Below are 19,326 nucleotides of genomic sequence, written 5' to 3'. Positions count from 1 at the left end.
CCCCGAGGACCGGTCATGACCATCCCCTACCTCGCCCAGCGGGAGGATCACCAGCAGCTCGAGTGGATCGGCGGGAGTGTCTTCAGCGTCCTGCTCGACGCCGAGGCGACCGGTGGGCGGCTGACCGTCGGACGCTTCGACGTCGGTGAGGGCGAGGCGCCGCCGTTCCACCTGCACAACAACGAGGACGAAGTCTTCCTGCTCCTGTCCGGCTCGGCGCTGGTGTGGGCCGGTGACGAGGAGCACGAGTTGCGGGAGGGCGGCATCGTCTTCCTGCCCCGGGGCATCCCGCACAGCTACCGCATCACCTCCGGGAAGGCCGACCTGCTGCTCATCGCGACCCCCGGCGGGCTGGAGAAGGCATTCCGCCACGCGGGCCGTGACCTGCGCGAGCCACGCCCGGAGGGCTTCGAGATCCCGGCGCGGCTGCTGGTCGAGGCCGCCGAGCTGTCCGGCAACGTCGTTCTCGGCCCTCCCCGGTGACGGCACCACGGCCCGGCCGCAGGAAGAAGCCGGGAACACGGTCCCGGGACGAGCCCGTGCGGGGCGGCCGGCCGAGCATTATTGCTTCGAATTCGAAGCAGTAGTAGCGTGCCTCGTAGTTGCTTCGAGTTCGAAGCAACTGACTCGAAGTGAAAGCGGGACTCTGATGAAGGCAGTGCGTTTCCACGAGTACGGCGACCCCGACGTCCTGCGCTACCAGGACGTGGAGCAGCCCGTCCCCGGAGTCGGCGAGGTCCGGATCCGCGTCGCCGGGACGTCGTTCAACTCCGTGGACGGCAACATCCGCGGTGGCTTCATGCGCGGCCCCATCCCGGTGGTGCTGCCCCACACCCCCGGTATCGACGTCGCCGGCACGGTCGACGCGCTCGGTGAGGGCGTGACCGGCATCGAGGTCGGTGCCGACGTCGTCGGCTTCCTGCCGATGGACGGCGACGGAGCCGCCGCGGAGTACGTTCTCGCGCCGGCCGGGATCCTGGCCCCGGCGCCCGAGAGCGTCCCCTTGGCCGACGCCGCCGCGCTGCCGGTGGTGGGCCTGACCGCGTACCAGGCGCTGTTCGACCACGGCAAACTGAGGGCAGGGCAACGCGTGCTGATCAACGGTGCCGGCGGCGCCGTCGGCGGCTACGCCGTGCAGTTGGCCAAGAACGCCGGCGCCCACGTCATCGCCACAGCCGGCCACCGCAGCAGCGGGGCGGTCAGGTCCGCCGGCGCCGACGAGGTCATCGACCACACCACCACCAGTGTGACCGCGGCAGTGACCGAACCGGTCGACATCGCACTCAACCTCGCACCGGTCGACCCGGCCGAGCTGGCCGCGCTGGTCACCCTGGTCCGCCCCGGCGGGGTCGTCGTGAACACCACGGTGTGGATGCCCGCCCCCAGCGACGAAGAGCGCGGCGTTCGGGGCATCGACCTGTTCGTCCGCAGCGACGCCGAGCAGCTGGCGCAACTGGTGGCGTCGATCGACCGCGGCGAGCTGCGCGTCGACGTCGCCGAGCGGGTGCCGCTGGCCGAGCTGCCGGCGCTGCACGCACGAGCCGCCGAGGGCGCGGTGCACGGCAAGGTCGTCGTCGTCCCGCCCGCCGGCTGATGCCGATGCCGCTCCGCCGCCCGGCATGCCGATCGAGGAACACCGGGCCGCCGAGGACGAACGTCGAGCTGAGGGCGGTGCGGCGGGCGGGCGGAGGGTTGCCGGAGGGCCGCCCGTCTCGTGCGAGGCCGCGTTGTCGTACCCGCCCGGTAGGTTGTGAGGCATGCGCATCGCGACCTGGAACGTGAACTCGATCACCGCCCGTCTCCCCAGGCTCCTGGCCTGGCTGGAGAGCAGCGGCACGGATGTGCTGTGCCTCCAGGAAGCCAAGATCGCGGAGGAGCAGTTCCCGTACGACGAGCTGCGCGACCTGGGGTACGAGGCGGCGGTCCACGCCACCGGCCGGTGGAACGGCGTCGCGGTGCTCTCGCGGGTCGGCCTCAAGGACGTGGTCAAGGGCCTGCCCGGCGGTCCCGGCTACGAGGGCGTCGAGGAGCCCCGCGCCGTCTCCGCGACCTGCGGCCCGGTCCGCGTCTGGTCGGTGTACGTGCCGAACGGCCGCGAGGTGGACCACCCGCACTACGCGTACAAGCTCCAGTGGTTCGAGGCGCTCAGGGCGGCGGTCGCCGGCGACGCGGCGGGCAGCAGACCGTTCGCGGTGCTGGGGGACTACAACGTGGCGCCGACGGACGACGACGTCTACGACGTGACGGTCTTCGAGGGACTCACCCACGTCACCCCGGCCGAGCGGGCCGCCCTGACCGCGCTGCGGGAGACGGGCCTGACGGACGTCGTTCCCCGCCCCCTCAAGTACGACCACCCGTACACGTACTGGGACTACCGCCAGCTGTGCTTCCCCAAGAACCGCGGCATGCGCATCGACCTGGTCTACGGCAACCAGCCGTTCGCGAAGGCGGTCGAGGACGCGTACGTGGACCGCGAGGAGCGCAAGGGCAAGGGCGCCTCCGACCACGCGCCGGTGGTGGTGGATCTGGAGGTGTAGGGCACATCGACCCCGGTGTCACGGTGGTGCCGACCGCCGGGACGGTGTCAGGCTGGGCGCATGGACCTCCCCTTCCTGGGCAAGTGGCGCAAGAAGCACGGCCCCGCCTTCGGCGTCGCGGTGTTCTCCGAGGGCGACGACGACACGAGCGGCGTCACCGAACTCCTCTCCGAGTGCGAGCTGCTGCGCTCCCACGCCGGCCGGGCGGGCGTGGAACTCGACGACTCCGCGGCGTCCCTGGAGGCGCTCGACCAGCTCCTGCCGCGCTGGCGCGACGACGAGGAGATCCTGCCCTGGCTCGGGAACGACGCGGGTCTTTACCTGGGCACGGTGATCGTGCGCACCGTCCCGGGCGCCGCCTGGGAGATCTGGCCGAGCGGCCACCCCGTGGTGCGGCTGCCCTCAGGCCGTGAGATCGACGTGGTCGTGGACGGCCACACCTGGGCGGCCACCGGCGCCCCCGAACTCTCGCAGGTGTACGCCGAGGTCGCGGAGAACTGATCCGGCCCGCCCCCACACCCGCCCGTCCCGCCCCCGGCAGGGGCCCGCCCCAGGCGTCCGCGCGCCGTAAATACGGCTAATGCCGGACCGTGCGTGTCGCGCATCACGGCCGTGCCCGTCTGGATAGTTTGCGGCACCTGCGACACGGCTGAGAGCGACTAGGGCGGGCTGGGCATGGCGGTCGATCCGCTGATCGAACTGGACGGCGTGAACAAGTGGTACCACGACCTGCACGTTCTCCGGGACATCGATCTCACGGTCGGCAGGGGGGAGGTGATCGTGGTCATCGGCCCGTCGGGATCGGGCAAGTCCACGCTGTGCAGAACGATCAACCGGCTGGAGACCGTCCAGTCCGGCACCATCAGGCTCGACGGGCAGCCGCTCCCCGAGGAGGGCAGGGCGCTCGCCCGCCTGCGTGCCGACGTCGGCATGGTCTTCCAGTCCTTCAACCTCTTCGCGCACAAGACGGTCCTGGAGAACGTCGCGCTCGCCCCGGTCAAGGTCCGCCGCCGCGGGAGGGAGGACGCCGAGCGGCGCGCCCTCGCGCTGCTCGACCGCGTCGGCCTCGCCTCCCAGGCCCCGAAGTACCCGGCGCAGCTCTCCGGGGGCCAGCAGCAGCGGGTCGCCATCGCCCGCGCCCTCGCCATGGATCCCAAGGTGCTGCTCTTCGACGAGCCCACCTCCGCCCTCGACCCCGAGATGATCAACGAGGTTCTGGAGGTCATGCGGCAACTCGCCCGGGACGGCATGACGATGGTCGTGGTCACCCATGAGATGGGGTTCGCGCGTGCCTCGGCCGACCGGGTCGTCTTCATGGCCGACGGCCGCATCGTCGAGGACCGCACCCCCGAGGAGTTCTTCACCAACCCGCGCAGCGACCGCGCCAGGGACTTCCTCTCCAAGATCCTCGAGCACTGACCGGGGGAGTGCGATCCATGACCCGTACGGCACGCGTGTGCCTCGCCCTGGCGACGCTCACGCTTCTCCCCGCCGCCTGCGGCAAGGAGGGGAGCCCGCCCACGAAGGGACCGGCCGCCGACAAGCTCCCCGCCTACCGGGTGGCGCGGGACGTGCGGCTGCCGGACTCGCCCACCTGGCAGCGGGCGAGAAGACGCGGCCACCTGGTCGTCGGCGCGAAGGAGGACCAGCCCTACCTCGGTGAGCGGGACCCCGCGACCGGCAGATACGCGGGATTCGACATCGAGATCGCGAAGATGATGTCGGCCTCGCTCGGCTTCGCCCCGCGGACCGTCCGCTTCAAGACGATCGCCTCGGCCAACCGGGAAACCGCCCTGCAGAACGGCCAGGTCGACTACTACGTCGGCACCTACACCATGAACGCCCTGCGCAGGAAGCTGGTCGGCTTCGCCGGCCCGTACTACATGGCCGGGCAGTCCCTCCTGGTGCGCCGGGACGCACACGGCATCGACGGCCCGGGGGACCTCGGCGGCAAGCGCGTCTGCTCGGCCGCCGGTTCGACGCCCTACCAGCGCATCCGGAAGGAGCACCCCGAGGCGGTCCTCGTCGCGTACGACACGTACTCCGTCTGTGTCGACAACCTGCTCACCTACCAGGTCGACGCCGTCACCACCGACGACGCCATCCTCATCGGCTACGCGGCGAAGGTCCCCGACGAACTCGAGGTCGTCGGCAAGCCCTTCTCCAAGGAGCCGTACGGCATCGGCGTCCCGCGCGGCGACACCGCACTCCGCTTCGCCCTGGACGACGCACTGCGGGCCCGTCAGAAGAACGGGGACTGGACGAAGGCGTACGAGGCGACGCTCGGTCTCTCCGGCGTGCCCGCGCCCGCCCCGCCCCCGATCGACCGCTATCCGGCGAGCTGAGCGAGGCACCCGTGAACGTGCTGACGGACAACTTCCCCACCTTCGCCGAGGGATTCCTCGGCACCCTCGAACTCACCGTCTACTCGTCCCTGCTGGCACTCGCGCTCGGCTTCGTGACGGCCTCCTTCCGGGTCGCCCCCGTCCGGTCCCTCCGGGCGTTCGGCACCGCGTGGGTGACGGTCCTGCGCAACACCCCCCTCACCCTGCTGTTCTTCGCGGTGCTGCTCGGACTGCCGCGCTTCGGCCTCGTACTGCCCTTCCAGGTGTTCGCGGTGCTCGCGCTCGGCTGCTACACCTCGGCGTTCATCTGCGAGGCGCTGCGCTCCGGCATCAACACCGTCCCCGCGGGGCAGGGGGAGGCGGCCCGCAGTCTCGGCATGACCTTCGGGCAGACCCTCACGCTGGTCGTGCTGCCGCAGGCGTTCCGCACGGTCCTCCCGCCGGTCGGTTCGATCCTGATCGCGCTGGTGAAGAACTCCGCGATCGCGGGGGCGTTCAGCGTCACGGAACTGCTCGGCACGTACCGGACCCTGAGCGAGCTGGGCTACAACATCATCTGGACGTTCGTCTGGATCGCCGTCGGCTACCTGATCATCACCCTCGCCATCAGCGCGGTGTTCAACCTGATGGAACGTCACTGGGGAGTCGCCCGATGACCGCCTCCGGCACCGAGGCCACGGCCCTGTACGACATCCCGGGCCCCCGCGCCCGGCGACGGCACCGCGTCTACGGCGTCCTGGCCACCGCCGTCCTCGCCGGGGTGGCGGCCTGGGCCGGGTACCTGCTGTTCGTCACCGGCCAGTTCACGTACACGAAGTGGATGCCCTTCGAGTACCGGGGCATCCAGGAGCTGCTGCTGCGGGGCCTCGGCAACACGCTCAAGGCGTTCGCGACGGCCGCGGTGCTGGCGCTGGCGCTCGGCGGGATCCTCGCCGCCGGACGGCTCTCCGACCATGCCCCGCTGCGGTGGCTGTCGACGCTCGTCGTCGAGTTCTTCCGCGCCATGCCGCTGCTGGTGATGATCTTCTTCATCTTCGTGGCGCTCAAGGTACAGCCCCTGCCCGCGCTGGTCGCCGGGCTCACCCTCTACAACGGCTCGGTGCTCGCGGAGGTCTTCCGCTCCGGCGTCGACTCCGTGGACCGCGGCCAGCGGGAGGCCGCGTACGCGCTCGGCATGCGCAAGACCCAGGTCATGTCGTACGTCCTCGTGCCCCAGGCCGTCCGGGCGATGCTGCCCGCCATCATCAGCCAGTTGGTGGTCGCTCTGAAGGACACCTCGCTCGGCTATCTGATCACGTACGAGGAGTTCCTCCATGCGGGGAAGCTCATCGCGTCGAACCTCGACTACGATTTGCCGTTCATCCCCGTGGTGATGGTGATCTCGCCGATCTACATCGGGATGTGCATGCTGCTCTCCTGGTTCGCCCGGTGGGTGTCCCGGTGGGAGCGGCGCAGTCCCAAGACCGGGGCCGTGGACGTCGCGGCGGCGGAGCCGGGGACACTGCTGCCGGGCGAGGCTCCCCCCACGGGCCCAAGACCGTAGGGGGACGAGAGCGGCGGCTCACAGGGCCAGGCCCGGCCGGCCGCAGCCGGAGATCACTGCTCGCGCAGCGGAACGGACACGCAGTACGGGTCGCCCGCCGCTGAGGAGGAGGTCAGCTGCGCGCCGGACGGGTTGTGCTCGACGGCGAGCGGGTCGACCGCGCCGACGACCGGAGTCGCGTGGACGCGACGGTTGTCGAACAGCCCTACGACGCGCGGTGGGAGGTGCGGGCGGCCGGCGCCGGGGCGGGGGCCTGCGCGGCCCGGGTCACGTCCCCCACCAGCTCGACCACGTCCGGGCCGTACGCCTGCGAGTTGACGACCTTCAGCAGCAGGACGAAGGAGCCCGAGCCGTACTTGCGGTGCAGACGCTCGTGGTGGCGGGCGAGGTAGCGGGTCGCCGCCTGGTTGGTGATCGCGCGCTGGCCGCAGAAGAGGAAGACCGGCCGCGCACCGCGCCCCTGGTCCGCGGTGAGCCGGGCGAGGAGCACGTACTCGGCCGTTCCGGGCGCCAGCAGGTAGCGCTCGCCACCGATCTGGAACGCGGCGCGGTCCGGGCCGGGTTCGCTGTCGGTGTTGACCTGGACGCCGGGCAGCAGGGACTGCAGATGGGCTGCCATGCGGCGGTTGGAGGAGGGGCCGCCCAGGCAGAACTCCGTGCGCTCGCCGAAACCCTGCTGGGCCCCGTCGTGCGGCACGACCTGGGCCTTCGCGCCGCAGTCCTTGATGAGGGCGGACAACTCCAGCAGGGCGAACACGTCGTGGCGGTGGACCGCCAGCTCCACGCCGGCCGTCTCGCGGTTGACCACCAGCAGCGACTCGGCGTTGTCGGGCAGGCCGAAGAACGCCTGCTGGCGGCGGAGTTTCCGCTTCCACAGATACGTACGGGCGAGCCAGCCGAGCGCGGCGCTGATACCGGCGGCGATCAGCCCGAGGACGAGGTTGCGCACGTCGTCGTTCATGGGGGCGCATGGTAGCGGGCCGCTGCGGAACGATGTTCGATGGGACTGACGGGATCAAGCCCCTGCGGTTACGCTGCGCGGACTGTCGTTGACTGGAGGTACGAATGCGTCGCCCTGTCACGCGGAATCTGGCGGTGCTTGCGGTGTCGGCCGCCGTGGTGTCGGTGGGAGCGGCGGCGCCGCCCCGGGCCGCCTCCGCACCCGAGAAGGTGCCCGTCGCCGTGGGGTACGGCGGCGCCGTGGCGAGCGTCGACGCGGACGCGTCGGCCGCCGGCATCGAGGTCCTCAGAAAGGGCGGCAACGCGGTGGACGCGGCCGTCGCCACGGCCGCCGCGCTCGGCGTCACCGAGCCCTACTCGGCGGGCATCGGCGGAGGCGGTTACTTCGTCTACTACGACGCCAAGTCGCGCACCGTGCACACGATCGACGGCCGCGAGACGGCCCCGCTGACCGCGGACACGCAGCTCTTCGTGGAGAACGGCAAGCCGCTCGCCTTCGCCGACGCCGTCAGCAGCGGACTGGGCGTCGGTACCCCGGGCACGCCCGCCACCTGGCAGAAGGCGCTGGACACCTGGGGCACCGAGCGGCTCGGCACGGTCCTGAAACCGGCCGAGCGGATAGCGCGCGACGGCTTCACCGTCGACGGCACCTTCCGTTCGCAGACCGCGGCGAACGAGACCCGCTTCCGCTACTTCCCCGCCACGGCACGGTTGTTCCTGCCGGGCGGCGCGCTCCCCGCCGTCGGCTCCACCTTCAAGAACCCCGACCTCGCCCGCACCTACCGGGAGCTGGGCAGCAAGGGCGTCGACGCCCTCTACCACGGCGACCTCGGCAAGGACATCGTCGCCACCGTCGACAAGCCGCCCGTGGACGCGGCTTCGGGCTGGACCGCCCGCCCGGGCAAGCTGACGGCGCGGGACCTCGCCGCGTACCGGGCGAAGCTCCAGGCGCCCACCAAGACCTCCTACCGCGGTCTCGACGTGTACTCGATCGCGCCCTCGTCCTCCGGTGGCACCACCGTCGGTGAGGCGCTCAACATCATGGAGAAGACGGATCTCTCCAAGGCGAGCGAGACGCAGTACCTGCACCACTTCATCGAGGCGAGCCGCATCGCGTTCGCGGACCGCGGGCGCTGGGTCGGCGACCCCGCCTTCGAGGACGTGCCGACGAAGGAGCTGCTGTCGCAGCCCTACGCCGACTCCCGTGCCTGTCTGATCAAGGACGACGCGGTGCTCACCAGCCCCCTGGCGCCCGGCGACCCGCGCCACCCGGCGGCGTGCGCGGGCGGGGGCACGGCGGCCCCGACGACGTACGAGGGCGAGAACACCACCCACCTCACCGTGGCCGACCGGTGGGGCAACGTGGTCTCCTACACGCTCACCATCGAGCAGACCGGCGGCAGCGGCATCACCGTCCCCGGTCGTGGTTTCCTCCTCAACAACGAGCTGACCGACTTCTCCTTCGCGCCCGCCAACCCGGCCGTGCACGACCCGAACCTGCCCGGCCCGGGCAAGCGCCCGCGCTCCTCCATCTCCCCGACGATCGTGCTCGACCGGCAGGGCAGGCCCGTCGTCGCCCTCGGCTCGCCCGGCGGCGCCACCATCATCACGACCGTGCTGCAGACGCTGACCGAGTTCCTCGACCGGCGGCTGCCGCTCGTCGACGCGATCGCCGCGCCGCGCGCCAGCCAGCGCAACGCGGCGCAGACGGAGCTCGAACCGGGCCTGTACGACAGCGTCCTGCGCGCTCGGCTGGAGGCGATCGGGCACTCCTTCAAGACGAACCCGGAGATCGGCGCGGCCACCGGCGTGCAGCGGCTGCCCGGCGGCAAGTGGCTGGCCGCCGCCGAGACGGTGCGCCGCGGCGGCGGCTCCGCGATGGTGGTGCGGCCGGCGCCGTAGCGGCCGGGCCGCTCACTCGGGGCGGGCGGCCTCGTCCCCGGCCGTCCCGCCACCCGGCTCCGCCGGCGCGGGCGGCTCGGCGCGGACGACGAGTTCGCCGCCCTCGGCGTCCACCACGGCCCGGCCGCCGCGCCCGATCCGGCCGTCGAGCAGCAGCCGGGAGAGCCGGTTGTCGACCTCCCGCTGGATGGTGCGGCGCAGCGGCCGGGCGCCGTACTCCGGCTGGTAGCCGTGCTGCGCCAGCCAGTCGACGGCCTGCTCGGTGAACGTGACCGAGACCTCCTGGGCCTGCAGCCGGCGCCGGGTCTTGTCCAGCAGCAGGTCGGTGATGCGCCGCAGCTGGTCCGACGTCAGCTGCCGGAAGACGACGATCTCATCGATGCGGTTGAGGAACTCGGGCCGGAAGTGCTGGCGCAGCGGACGCAGGATCTGCTCGCGCCGCGCCTCCTCGTCCGCCTCGGTGCCGCCGGCCCCGAACCCGATGCCGGCACCGCGCCGGGTGATGGCCTCGGAGCCGAGGTTGCTGGTCATCACCACGACGGTGTTGGCGAAGTCGACGGTGCGGCCCTGGGCGTCGGTGAGCCGGCCGTCGTCGAGCACCTGGAGCAGGATGTTGAAGACGTCCGGGTGCGCCTTCTCCACCTCGTCGAGCAGCAGCAGCGAGTACGGGTGGCGCCGCACGGCCTCGGTGAGCTGGCCCGCCTCCTCGTGACCGACGTACCCGGGCGGGGCGCCCACGAGCCGGCTGACGGTGTGCCGCTCCTGGTACTCGCTCATGTCGAGCCGGACCATGCGCTCCTCGCTGCCGAACAGCGCCTCCGCGAGCGCACGCGCCAGCTCCGTCTTGCCGACGCCGGTCGGGCCGAGGAAGAGGAAGCTGCCGATCGGCCGGTCGGGACTGGACAGCCCGGCACGCGAGCGCAGCACCGCGTCGGCGACCGCGCTCACCGCCTCCTCCTGCCCGACGACCCGCTGATGCAGATGTTCCTCGAGGCCGAGCAGCCGTTCCTTCTCCTCCTCGGTGAGCCGGCTGACCGGGATGCCGGTGAGCCGGGAGATGACCTCGGCGACGGCCTCGGCGGTGACCTCCAGGTTCTGCCCCTCGTCGGCCTCCGTCTCGCCGCTGGCCTGCTCGATCCGCTGTTTCAGATCGGTGATGCGGTCGCGCAGCTGGGTGGCCTGCTCGTACTGCTCGTCGGCCACCGCCTGGTCCTTGTCCCGGGTCAGCCGCTCCATCTCGCGCTCCAGCGCCCGCACGTCCGTGCCCTTCGTCCGGGCGCGCAGCCGCACCCGGGCGCCGGCCTGGTCGATCAGATCGATCGCCTTGTCGGGCAGATGGCGGTCGGTGAGATAGCGGTCGGAGAGTTCCACGGCGGCCATCAGCGCCTCGTCGCTGTAGCGCACCTGGTGGTGGGCCTCGTAGCGGTCGCGCAGCCCGCGCAGGATCTCCACCGCGTCCGCGACGGACGGCTCGGGCACCAGGATCGGCTGGAAGCGGCGGGCCAGGGCCGCGTCCTTCTCGATCCGGCGGTACTCCTCCAGTGTGGTGGCGCCCACGACGTGCAGCTCGCCGCGGGCCAGGGCGGGCTTGAGGATGTTCCCCGCGTCCATGGACCCGCCCTCCGCGCCGCTGCCGCCGGCGCCCACGACGGTGTGCAGTTCGTCGATGAAGACGATGAGTTCGTCCGAGTGCGACCGGATCTCGCTCACGATCGTGGTGAGCCGCTCCTCGAAGTCGCCGCGGTAGCGGGTGCCGGCCACCACGCCGGCCATGTCCAGGGCGAACACCCTGCGGCCGAGGAGCACGTCGGGCACGTCGCCGTCGGCGATGCGCTGGGCGAGCCCCTCGACGATGGCGGTCTTGCCGACGCCCGCGTCGCCGATGAGGACCGGATTGTTCTTGCCGCGGCGGGAGAGCACCTCGATGGTCTGCTCGATCTCCTCGTCCCGCCCGATCACCGGGTCGATACGGCCCTGGCGCGCCATGTCGGTCAGGTCCCGGCCGTACTTGTCCAGGGTGGGGGTGGAGGTGGGGCGATGCCGTTCCGGGCGTGTCTGCGTCGTGTCCCCGGGCTCCGAGGGCAGGGAGGCGCGGGTGAAGCGGGAGGAGTGGAGGATGTGCCCGGCGGCAGAGTCGGGGTTCGCGGCGAGGGCGCTGAGCACGTGCTCGGGGCCGATGTAGCCGGTGCCGCTCGCCCGGGCCAGCTCGTGGGCGTCCAGCAGGGCGCGCTTGACGGCGGGCGTCAGGGAGAGCGAGGTCGGCGGCTGCCCGGCTGCGGCTCCCTGCTGGGCCGGTCCGGAGCGCTCGTCGATCTCCGTCGCCAGCGAGTCGGGGTCCGCGCCGGCGCGGCTCAGCAGGCTTCTGGTCGGCTCGGCGGCGACCGCGGCGCGCAGCAGGTGCTGGGTGTCCAGGTCGCGGCTGCCGTGCTCCACGGCGTACCGCGCGGCACCGGCGACCAATTGCCGCGCCGGCTCGCTCATCAGCCGTCCGAGGTCGATCTGCCGGGGACCGCGACGCTGTCCGCCGAAGATGCGTGCGAAGAACTCTGCGAAGGGGTCCGAGCCGTAGCCCTGCGGACCCGTGAACCCGCTGGTCATGGCCATCCGTTCCGGCGTCCCGATGGGGGTCCCTGATCGAGCGAAGCTGAGAGCTCGGGGGAGGCCCGGGACACGCTCGCTGGGTCGACGTGCCGGTGCCGGGTGCCCGGCGCGGGCCCGGTCACACCTCCTTCGGGGCGCTCCCGGCGCTGCACGTATCACGATGGCACGATCGCTCCCGACGGGCACCTTCAGGAGGGCCGGCCGGGCCGCCCGGCGTTGTTCACGCTCGCGGCGCCGGCGCGCGTGCTCGGGCCGTCCCCCGCGCGTGCTCGGGCTGTCCCCGGACGTACGCCGGGCTCCGGGTGCCGGGCGTGGGCCGCGCCCAGGAGGGTGCCGGGCGCGGGCCGCGCCCAGGAGGGCGCGCACGGCCCGCGGATGCTCCGGCGGAGCGCTCCGCGTCCGGTCTGAAAACTCGCTGTAGCCCTTCCGTAACACATCTGGTGTTTTCTACGGAACGGAGAACTCCAGTCGGGCGGGAGCTGGGCGATGGCTGTTGATCAACTTCCGGGTCAGGTGAGGGAGTTCGCGGGCTACCTGAACGGGCTGCTGACGCAGCTCGACCAAGGCGGCGGGTGGTGCGGGGTGTTCTGGCAGCGCGACCCCGACGGGATGCGGGCCTGCCTCGAGGGGCGGGAGGTGCCGCCCTGGGACGTCGTGGAGGCGCTCCTGCAGGACCTCGCCGCGGCATACGGCACCGCGGCGGCCGTACCGGAGGCCGAGCGGGCGAGGGCGCTGCACACTGCCTCGCTCGCCGCGTACGACGCCAGGACCGGCGGCCGGGACGCCCTCGGCGACCGGCTCGACGTGATGCTGCGCGAGCAGCGCTACGCGGCCGAGCGCCGGGCGGACCTCGGCCTTCGGCTCCGGTCCGCGGCCGACCAGGTCGAGGCCGAGTCGCTCCGCCTCGACCTGGCCTGGGCCGAGGACGACCACCGGCGCGCCACGGCCCGGTGCGCGGAACTCCGGCGCCGCATGGCAGCCCTCGACGGCCACGCCCTGCACACCCGGGCGCCGGGCGCGCCCGGCGTCGGGGACGGCCCGGCCGGGGACACGTTCGGGGGCGAGGCCCCGGGGGGCGCCCGGGCCGCCGTGTCGGACGCACGGAGCGGCCCCGGTGCGCCACAGCCGGCGGACGGGGACGCCGGGTGGCCGCGGGACCGTGCGGCAGCGGCGGGGCCCTCCGCCGACGGCGCCGAGTGGCGGGAGGAGGCGCCGCGGGGCGGGCCCGCGGCACGCCGCGGCGAGGCACAGGCCGGTACTCCGGCCGACGGCGGTTTCTCCCGGGCGCACTCCGCGCCCCGGGCCGCCCGACCCGCGCCCGACGCCCTCGCCGCCGAAGGATCCGCCCCCGCCGCCGAAGAACCGGCCGTGGCCCCGGAACCCCCCGCCGGAAAACGCAGGCGCCGCCCCCGGGGCAGTGCCCGGTTCGCCGGGGTGATGGATGTGCAGGAGGCGCCCGCGAAGGGCCCGGCCGCCGCTGCCGCTGCCGCCGCCCCGGCGGGCCGCGGCCCCCGCGGCGCGCGGTTCGCCGGGGCCGCCGCCGAGGAGGCGGACCCGGCGAACCGGCCGCGCGGGGCGGCCCCCGGTGACGAGGACCGGCGGATCACCGCCGAGACCGTCGCGGCCCTCACCCGGCTGCGCGCCCTGGGCCGCAGCGGCGAGGCGCACGCCCTGCTCGTCGAGGCCGCGCACTGGCCGGCCGCCCGCTACCCGCTGCTGGCCGCCGAACTGCACCGCGCCGGTCTCGGCGCCGACTGGGCCACCCTCCTGTGGGAGGCCGCCTCGCTGCCCGCCGAGCGCCTGGTCGCCGCCGCGGACGCGCTGACCGCCGCAGGGCGCACCGAGGACGGCGAGCAGATGCTGCGGCAGGGCGTCGTACGGCCCGCGGGCGAGATCGGGGAAGCCGTGCTCGGCCTCGGCGCCGACGGCCGTCACCGCGAGGCCCGCGCCCTCCTCGACGCGTACGTCCGCATCCGCGCGCCCGAGGAGGCGGCCCGTAGTGTCGCCGCGGACCCGCAGCGCCTCGTACCACTGCTGCTGCGGGCCGCCCGCGGCGTCTCCGAGGAGCGGCACTGGGACCTCGTCCACGCGCTGCGGGTCGCCGGATTCACCACGTGAGCGACCCGCCGACAATCCGACCACTCACCCGCAGGGGTGCGAAACGTGATCGACTCCGCGGGTTGGTGACGATGGTCTTGGCAAGGCCGTCCCCGAGGCTTACGTTCAAGCGTCTGCACCCCATGTCTACAGGCGTAGAGGCCCTCTGACGTCCCCACGGGACAACAGGCTGAAGGAGCTGCACCATGGCCCACGTCGTACGCGCCGCGCTGGTCCAGGCCACCTGGACCGGTGACACCGAATCCATGATCGCCAAGCATGTGGAGCACGCCCGCGCGGCGGCCCGGCGGGGCGCGCAGGTCATCGGCTTCCAGGAAGTCTTCAACGCCCCCTACTTCTGCCAGGTCCAGGAGCCCGAGCACTACCGCTGGGCCGAGCCGGTGCCCGACGGCCCCACCATCACCCGGATGCGCGAACTGGCCCGCGAGACCGGCATGGTGGTCGTCGCCCCCGTCTTCGAGATCGAGCAGTCCGGCTTCTACTACAACACCGCCGCCGTGATCGACGCCGACGGCACCGTCCTCGGCAAGTACCGCAAGCACCACATCCCGCAGGTCAAGGGCTTCTGGGAGAAGTACTACTTCAAACCGGGCAACCTCGGCTGGCCCGTCTTCGACACCGCGGTCGGCAAGGTCGCCGTGTACATCTGCTACGACCGCCACTTCCCGGAAGGCTGGCGGCAACTCGGCCTGGGCGGTGCGCAGCTGGTCTACAACCCGTCCGCCACCTCGCGCGGCCTGTCCGCCCACCTCTGGCAACTGGAGCAGCCCGCCGCCGCCGTCGCCAACGAGTACTTCGTCGCCGCGATCAACCGCGTCGGCCGGGAGGAGTACGGCGACAACGACTTCTACGGCACGAGCTACTTCGTCGACCCGCGCGGGCAGTTCGTGGGGGACGTCGCGAGCGACAAGGAGGAGGAACTCGTGGTGCGCGACCTCGACTTCGACCTCATGGAAGAAGTGCGGCGGCAGTGGGCGTTCTACCGCGACCGCCGCCCCGACGCCTACGAAGGACTGGTGACGCCGTGAGCGACCTGTACGCCCGCCACAAGGCCGTCCTGCCCGACTGGCTCGCCCTGTACTACGAGGAGCCCCTGGAGATCACGCACGGCGAGGGCCGCCACGTCTGGGACGCCGACGGGAAGAGGTACCTGGACTTCTTCGGCGGCATCCTGACCACGATGACCGCGCACGCGCTGCCGGAGGTCACCAAGGCGGTGACCGAGCAGGCCGGGCGGATCCTGCACTCCTCGACCCTCTACCTCAACCGGCCGATGGTCGACCTCGCCGAGCAGATCGCCCGGTTGAGCGGCATCCCGGACGCCCGCGTGTTCTTCACGACCTCCGGCACCGAGGCCAACGACACCGCGCTGCTGCTGGCCACGACGTACCGCCGCAGCAACCAGATCCTGGCGATGCGCAACAGCTACCACGGCCGCTCGTTCAGCGCGATCGGCATCACCGGCAACCGCGGCTGGTCGCCGACGTCCCTGTCACCGCTGCAGACGCAGTACGTCCACGGCGGCGTCCGCACCCGCGGACCGTTCGCCCGTCTGGGCGACGCCGACTTCATCGCGGCCTGCGTCGAGGACCTCAAGGACCTGCTCGGGCACACCCGCCCCCCGGCCGCCCTGATCGCCGAGCCCGTCCAGGGTGTCGGCGGCTTCACCTCGCCGCCCGACGGGCTGTACGCCGCCTTCCGCGAGGTGCTCGAGGAGCACGGCATCCTGTGGATCACGGACGAGGTGCAGACCGGCTGGGGCCGCACCGGCGACCACTTCTGGGGCTGGCAGGCACACGGCGCCGGCGGCCCTCCCGACATCCTCACCTTCGCCAAGGGCATCGGCAACGGCATGTCCATCGGCGGTGTCGTCGCCCGCGCCGAGATCATGAACTGCCTGGACGCCAACTCCATCTCGACGTTCGGCGGCACCCAGATCACCATGGCCGCGGGCCTCGCCAACCTCACCTACCTGCTGGAGCACGACCTCCAGGGCAACGCCCGACGCGTCGGCGGGCTGCTCGGCGAACGGCTCCGGACCGCCGCCGCGCGGCTTCCGGGGGTGCGGGAGGTGCGCGGGCGCGGTCTGATGATCGGCGTCGAACTGGTGCAACCCGGCACGGACGAGGCCGACCCGCAGGCGGCGGCGGCCGTGCTCGAGACCGCCCGTGCGGACGGCCTGCTGATCGGCAAGGGCGGCGGGCACAGCACCAGCGTGCTGCGCATCGCCCCGCCGCTCACGCTCACCGTCCCGGAGGCCGAGGAGGGCGCCGCGATCCTTGAGCGCGCCCTCCGGGCCGTCCACGAATGACCCGCCTCGTCGACCCCCTCGGCCCCCTCGCCCTTCCTCGACCCCGTCGCCCTCCTTCGGCCCCCTCACCCCCCTCACCCCTCTCGCCCCCGCGACCTCTCAACTCTCCCGACCGGTCGGTCCGTCGACCGGTCCGATCATCGACAGCGCCGTCCATGAGGTGTCGTCCGTAAGAAACTGAGCAAGGGAACGTTCGCCATGAGCACCGCCTTGGAACCCGCCCTGTCGGTACGCCAGGTCCTCACGCTGGACCGGGTGCTCGCCGGAGAGCCCGAGGTGGTGGCCGGTGCCGGCCACCTCGACCGCCCGGTGCGCTGGGTGCACGTCGCCGAGGCCGCCGACGTCGGCGTGATGCTCAGCGGCGGCGAGATGGTCCTCACCACCGGCGTGCTGCTCGCCGGCGACGAGGACAAGCAGGCCGAGTACATCCGGTCCCTGCACCGCGCGGAGGCCGCGGCCGTCGTCCTCGGACTCGGCCGCGCCTTCCCCACGCCCCCCGACGTGATGCGCCGGGCCGCCGAACGCTGCGGCCTGCCCATGGTGGTGCTCCACCGCCCCTTCCCCTTCGCCGAACTGACCGAGGAGGTCCAGTCCCGGCTGGTGCGGCGGAAGTTCGCGGCCGTGAGCCTGTCGGAGTCCGTCCGCACCGCTCTGACCGGGCTCATCACCGCGGGCGCCCCACTGCAGCGGCTGCTCGACGAGATCGCCGTGCACGCCGGCTGCCCGGTGATCCTCACCAACCTCGCCCACCGCGTGCTCGCCACGGCGGGCGAGCGGTCCGCGGTCGACGACGTGCTGCGCGACTGGGAGCGCATCGCCCGGCAGGCCGGCGGCAGCGAGGGCGACGGCTGGGTCCGCGCCGAACTGGGCGCGTGCGGCGAGCGCTGGGGCCGGATCGTGCTGTGCGGCCACCGCGGCGACAGCCCCATCGGGCGCCTCCTCGCCGAGCGGGCGGCCGAGGCCCTGGTCCTGCACCGCATGCTCCACGGCTCCGTGCACTCCTGGGAGGAGCAGTCCGCGCAGAGCCTGCTGACGGACCTCGTCACCGGTGTCGTACCGGCCCGCCAGCTCCTTCCGCGGGCACGCGCGGCGGGGCTGCCCGTGAACCGCCGCGCCTTCGTCCCCCTCGTCGTGGGTGAGGGCGAACCGGCCGCGCTCGACCGTGTGCTGCGCCTGCTGGGCCTGCCGGGACTGGTCGCGGAACTGGGCGACGGTGCCACCGCGGTACTGCTCAGCCTCGCCCGCGACCAGGACGCCGAGGCCCTGACCGCGCACTTCGCCACCCGGCTGCGCACGGAATCGGGACGCAGTCAGACGGTCGTCGCCGCGGCCGACGCGCGCGTCGCCTGGGAGGACGTGCCCGCCGGTCTGCGGGAGGCACAGCACGTGGCCGACGCCGTCACCGACCACTCGGCGGCGATGGACCTCCCGGCGGTCGTACGCCTCAAGGACGTCCATCTGCGCGGACTGATCCGGCTGCTGCGCGACGACCCGCACGTCCAGTCCTTCGCCGAGCGGGAGCTGGACGGTCTGCTGTGCGGCCGCGACGCCGAGCAGGAACTGCTGCCCGTGCTGCGGACCTATCTGGCCACCGGCCGCAACAAGTCGCGCACCGCCCAGCTCCACCACGTCAGCCGGCCCGCGCTCTACCGCAGGCTGGAGGTCATACAGGCCCGCCTCGGGGTCGACCTGGACGACTTCGAGCAGGCCGCCTCGGTGCACATCGCGCTGCTCGCCCACGATGCCCAACAGGGGTGAAACACCGTGGAGAAGAGCAGGAAACACGCGCGTACGGGCCGGGGTGACACCGTGGAACGCCGGGAGCCCGCAGACGTGACACGGTGCAACTCAACCCGTCCCGCCCTGCTTCCTAGGCTCCTGGGACGAGCGCCGCAAGTCCCGTTTGCCCCGCGACGCCCTGCACGCACTCTCGCCGCACCGGGCGCAAGCCCAAGTACATCCAGTACGTGGGCTAGCGCCCGGCGCGCCGAGAGCACGCACCGGACGCCGCAGAGCCCGTCCTTCGGCCGGACGACGGGACTTCCGGCGCTCGCCCCCGCACACCCAGCGACCGGAGGTCCCGATGAGCAGAGTGATCCGTGCGGCCGTCTTCCAGACCGCGTGGACGGGCGACAAGGAATCGATGATCCAGGTCCACGAGCAGGCGGCCCGCGACGCGGCCGCGCAGGGTGCTCAGGTGCTGTGCTTCCAGGAGCTGTTCTACGGACCCTACTTCTGCCAGGTCCAGGACCCGGCCTTCTACGAGTACGCCGAGCGGATTCCGGACGGCCCGATCGTCAAGCGCTTCCAGGCGCTGGCGAAGGAGCTGGGCCTCGTGCTCGTGCTGCCCATGTACGAGGAGGAGCAGCCGGGCGTCCTCTACAACACGGCCGCGGTGATCGACGCCGACGGCTCCTACCTCGGCAAGTACCGCAAGACACACATCCCGCAGGTCAAGGGCTTCTGGGAGAAGTTCTACTTCCGCCCGGGCAACTCCGGCTGGCCCGTCTTCGACACGGCGGTCGGCAGGATCGGCGTGTACATCTGCTACGACCGGCACTTCCCGGAGGGCTGGCGGGCGCTCGGCCTCGCGGGCGCCGAGATCGTCTTCAACCCGTCGGCCACCTCGCGCGGTCTTTCCGGCTATCTGTGGCAGCTGGAGCAGCCGGCCGCGGCCGTCGCCAACGAGTACTTCGTCGGCGCGATCAACCGCGTGGGCGTCGAGGAACTGGGCGACAACGACTTCTACGGGACGTCGTACTTCGTGGACCCTCAGGCGCAGTTCGTCGGCGAGGTGGCGAGCGACAAGGACTCCGAGCTCGTCGTCCGCGACCTGGACATGGCCAAGCTGCGGGAGGTGCGCGACCGGTGGCAGTTCTACCGCGACCGCGCGCCCGGCGCGTACACCCCGCTGACCGCGCCCTGACCGGGCGGCGGCACCCGCGCCCCGGCAGGGGCTCGGGCAGCCGAGCGGACACAGACAACCGGCACCGTCCGACCGCACCCCAG

Annotated in this window: 16 protein-coding genes; 14 read left to right on the top strand and 2 right to left on the bottom strand. The window is 72.4% G+C overall.

The genetic code is table 11. The features are described from left to right. The first annotated feature begins 15 nt into the window (after positions 1-15). From ACFYMU_RS03010 to ACFYMU_RS02975, 8 genes are all read left to right on the top strand, one after another. Entirely contained in the window at positions 16-483 is a 468-nt protein-coding gene (locus tag ACFYMU_RS03010) for a cupin domain-containing protein (RefSeq protein ID WP_388367074.1), read from the top strand. A gap of 166 nt (positions 484-649) precedes the next feature. After that, positions 650-1,594 (top strand): NADP-dependent oxidoreductase, encoded by a 945-nt coding sequence (locus ACFYMU_RS03005; RefSeq protein WP_388367072.1) that lies wholly within the window; start codon positions 650-652, stop codon positions 1,592-1,594. A 163-nt stretch (positions 1,595-1,757) separates the two neighbouring features. Then, positions 1,758-2,537, top strand: coding sequence for an exodeoxyribonuclease III (locus tag ACFYMU_RS03000; protein WP_388367070.1), 780 nt, complete (start codon positions 1,758-1,760; stop codon positions 2,535-2,537). 60 nt (positions 2,538-2,597) lie between these two features. Next, positions 2,598-3,038 carry a DUF6278 family protein gene (locus ACFYMU_RS02995; RefSeq protein ID WP_388367068.1) on the top strand — a complete coding sequence of 147 codons (441 nt, stop codon included), beginning with the start codon at positions 2,598-2,600 and terminating at the stop codon, positions 3,036-3,038. Positions 3,039-3,212: 174 nt separating this feature from the next. Continuing rightward, complete coding sequence (locus ACFYMU_RS02990) at positions 3,213-3,956, top strand: amino acid ABC transporter ATP-binding protein (protein ID WP_388367066.1); 744 nt, start codon at positions 3,213-3,215, stop codon at positions 3,954-3,956. A 17-nt stretch (positions 3,957-3,973) separates the two neighbouring features. Further along, positions 3,974-4,882, top strand: a complete 909-nt coding sequence (locus ACFYMU_RS02985; RefSeq protein WP_388367064.1) for a glutamate ABC transporter substrate-binding protein — start codon at positions 3,974-3,976, stop codon at positions 4,880-4,882. An 11-nt stretch (positions 4,883-4,893) separates the two neighbouring features. After that, on the top strand, positions 4,894-5,538 hold the full coding sequence (locus tag ACFYMU_RS02980; protein ID WP_388367062.1) for an amino acid ABC transporter permease: 645 nt from the start codon (positions 4,894-4,896) through the stop codon (positions 5,536-5,538). Further along, positions 5,535-6,425 (top strand): amino acid ABC transporter permease, encoded by an 891-nt coding sequence (locus ACFYMU_RS02975; protein ID WP_388367060.1) that lies wholly within the window; start codon positions 5,535-5,537, stop codon positions 6,423-6,425. Before ACFYMU_RS02980 ends, ACFYMU_RS02975 begins: the two co-directional genes overlap by 4 nt. A 205-nt stretch (positions 6,426-6,630) precedes the next feature. On the opposite strand, the gene ACFYMU_RS02970 is transcribed toward ACFYMU_RS02975, so the two are convergent. Continuing rightward, positions 6,631-7,386, bottom strand: a complete 756-nt coding sequence (locus tag ACFYMU_RS02970; RefSeq protein WP_388367058.1) for a hypothetical protein — start codon at positions 7,384-7,386, stop codon at positions 6,631-6,633. A gap of 104 nt (positions 7,387-7,490) precedes the next feature. Here ACFYMU_RS02970 and ggt point away from each other — a divergent pair, with 104 nt between their 5' ends. Further along, positions 7,491-9,287 carry a gamma-glutamyltransferase gene (gene ggt / locus ACFYMU_RS02965; protein ID WP_388367056.1) on the top strand — a complete coding sequence of 599 codons (1,797 nt, stop codon included), beginning with the start codon at positions 7,491-7,493 and terminating at the stop codon, positions 9,285-9,287. 12 nt (positions 9,288-9,299) lie between these two features. Here ggt and ACFYMU_RS02960 read toward each other — a convergent pair whose 3' ends face one another. Next, positions 9,300-11,885: an ATP-dependent Clp protease ATP-binding subunit gene (locus ACFYMU_RS02960; protein ID WP_388367054.1), complete on the bottom strand. Its 2,586-nt coding sequence runs from the start codon at positions 11,883-11,885 to the stop codon at positions 9,300-9,302. 489 nt (positions 11,886-12,374) lie between these two features. Between ACFYMU_RS02960 and ACFYMU_RS02955 the strand changes: the two genes are divergently transcribed. The 5 genes from ACFYMU_RS02955 (at position 12,375) to ACFYMU_RS02935 (ending at position 19,243) form a co-directional block, all read left to right on the top strand. Continuing rightward, the gene (locus tag ACFYMU_RS02955) at positions 12,375-14,006 is read left to right on the top strand and encodes a hypothetical protein (protein ID WP_388367052.1); all 1,632 of its coding nucleotides are present in this window, start codon (positions 12,375-12,377) and stop codon (positions 14,004-14,006) included. 185 nt (positions 14,007-14,191) lie between these two features. Further along, the gene (locus ACFYMU_RS02950) at positions 14,192-15,034 is read left to right on the top strand and encodes a nitrilase-related carbon-nitrogen hydrolase (protein ID WP_388367050.1); all 843 of its coding nucleotides are present in this window, start codon (positions 14,192-14,194) and stop codon (positions 15,032-15,034) included. Further along, on the top strand, positions 15,031-16,317 hold the full coding sequence (locus ACFYMU_RS02945) for an aspartate aminotransferase family protein (RefSeq protein WP_388367048.1): 1,287 nt from the start codon (positions 15,031-15,033) through the stop codon (positions 16,315-16,317). Before ACFYMU_RS02950 ends, ACFYMU_RS02945 begins: the two co-directional genes overlap by 4 nt. A 198-nt stretch (positions 16,318-16,515) precedes the next feature. After that, complete coding sequence (locus tag ACFYMU_RS02940) at positions 16,516-18,075, top strand: PucR family transcriptional regulator (RefSeq protein WP_388367046.1); 1,560 nt, start codon at positions 16,516-16,518, stop codon at positions 18,073-18,075. Between the two features lie 325 nt (positions 18,076-18,400). Further along, positions 18,401-19,243 (top strand): nitrilase-related carbon-nitrogen hydrolase, encoded by an 843-nt coding sequence (locus tag ACFYMU_RS02935; protein WP_388367044.1) that lies wholly within the window; start codon positions 18,401-18,403, stop codon positions 19,241-19,243. The last annotated feature ends 83 nt before the right edge of the window (positions 19,244-19,326 follow it).

Origin of the sequence: Streptomyces sp. NPDC007264 (assembly GCF_042869095.1) — a bacterium.
In the GTDB taxonomy this organism is placed as follows: domain Bacteria; phylum Actinomycetota; class Actinomycetes; order Streptomycetales; family Streptomycetaceae; genus Streptomyces.
The sequence above is the reverse complement of the archived record's forward strand: the minus strand, read 5'-3'. Positions and strand labels throughout refer to the sequence as shown.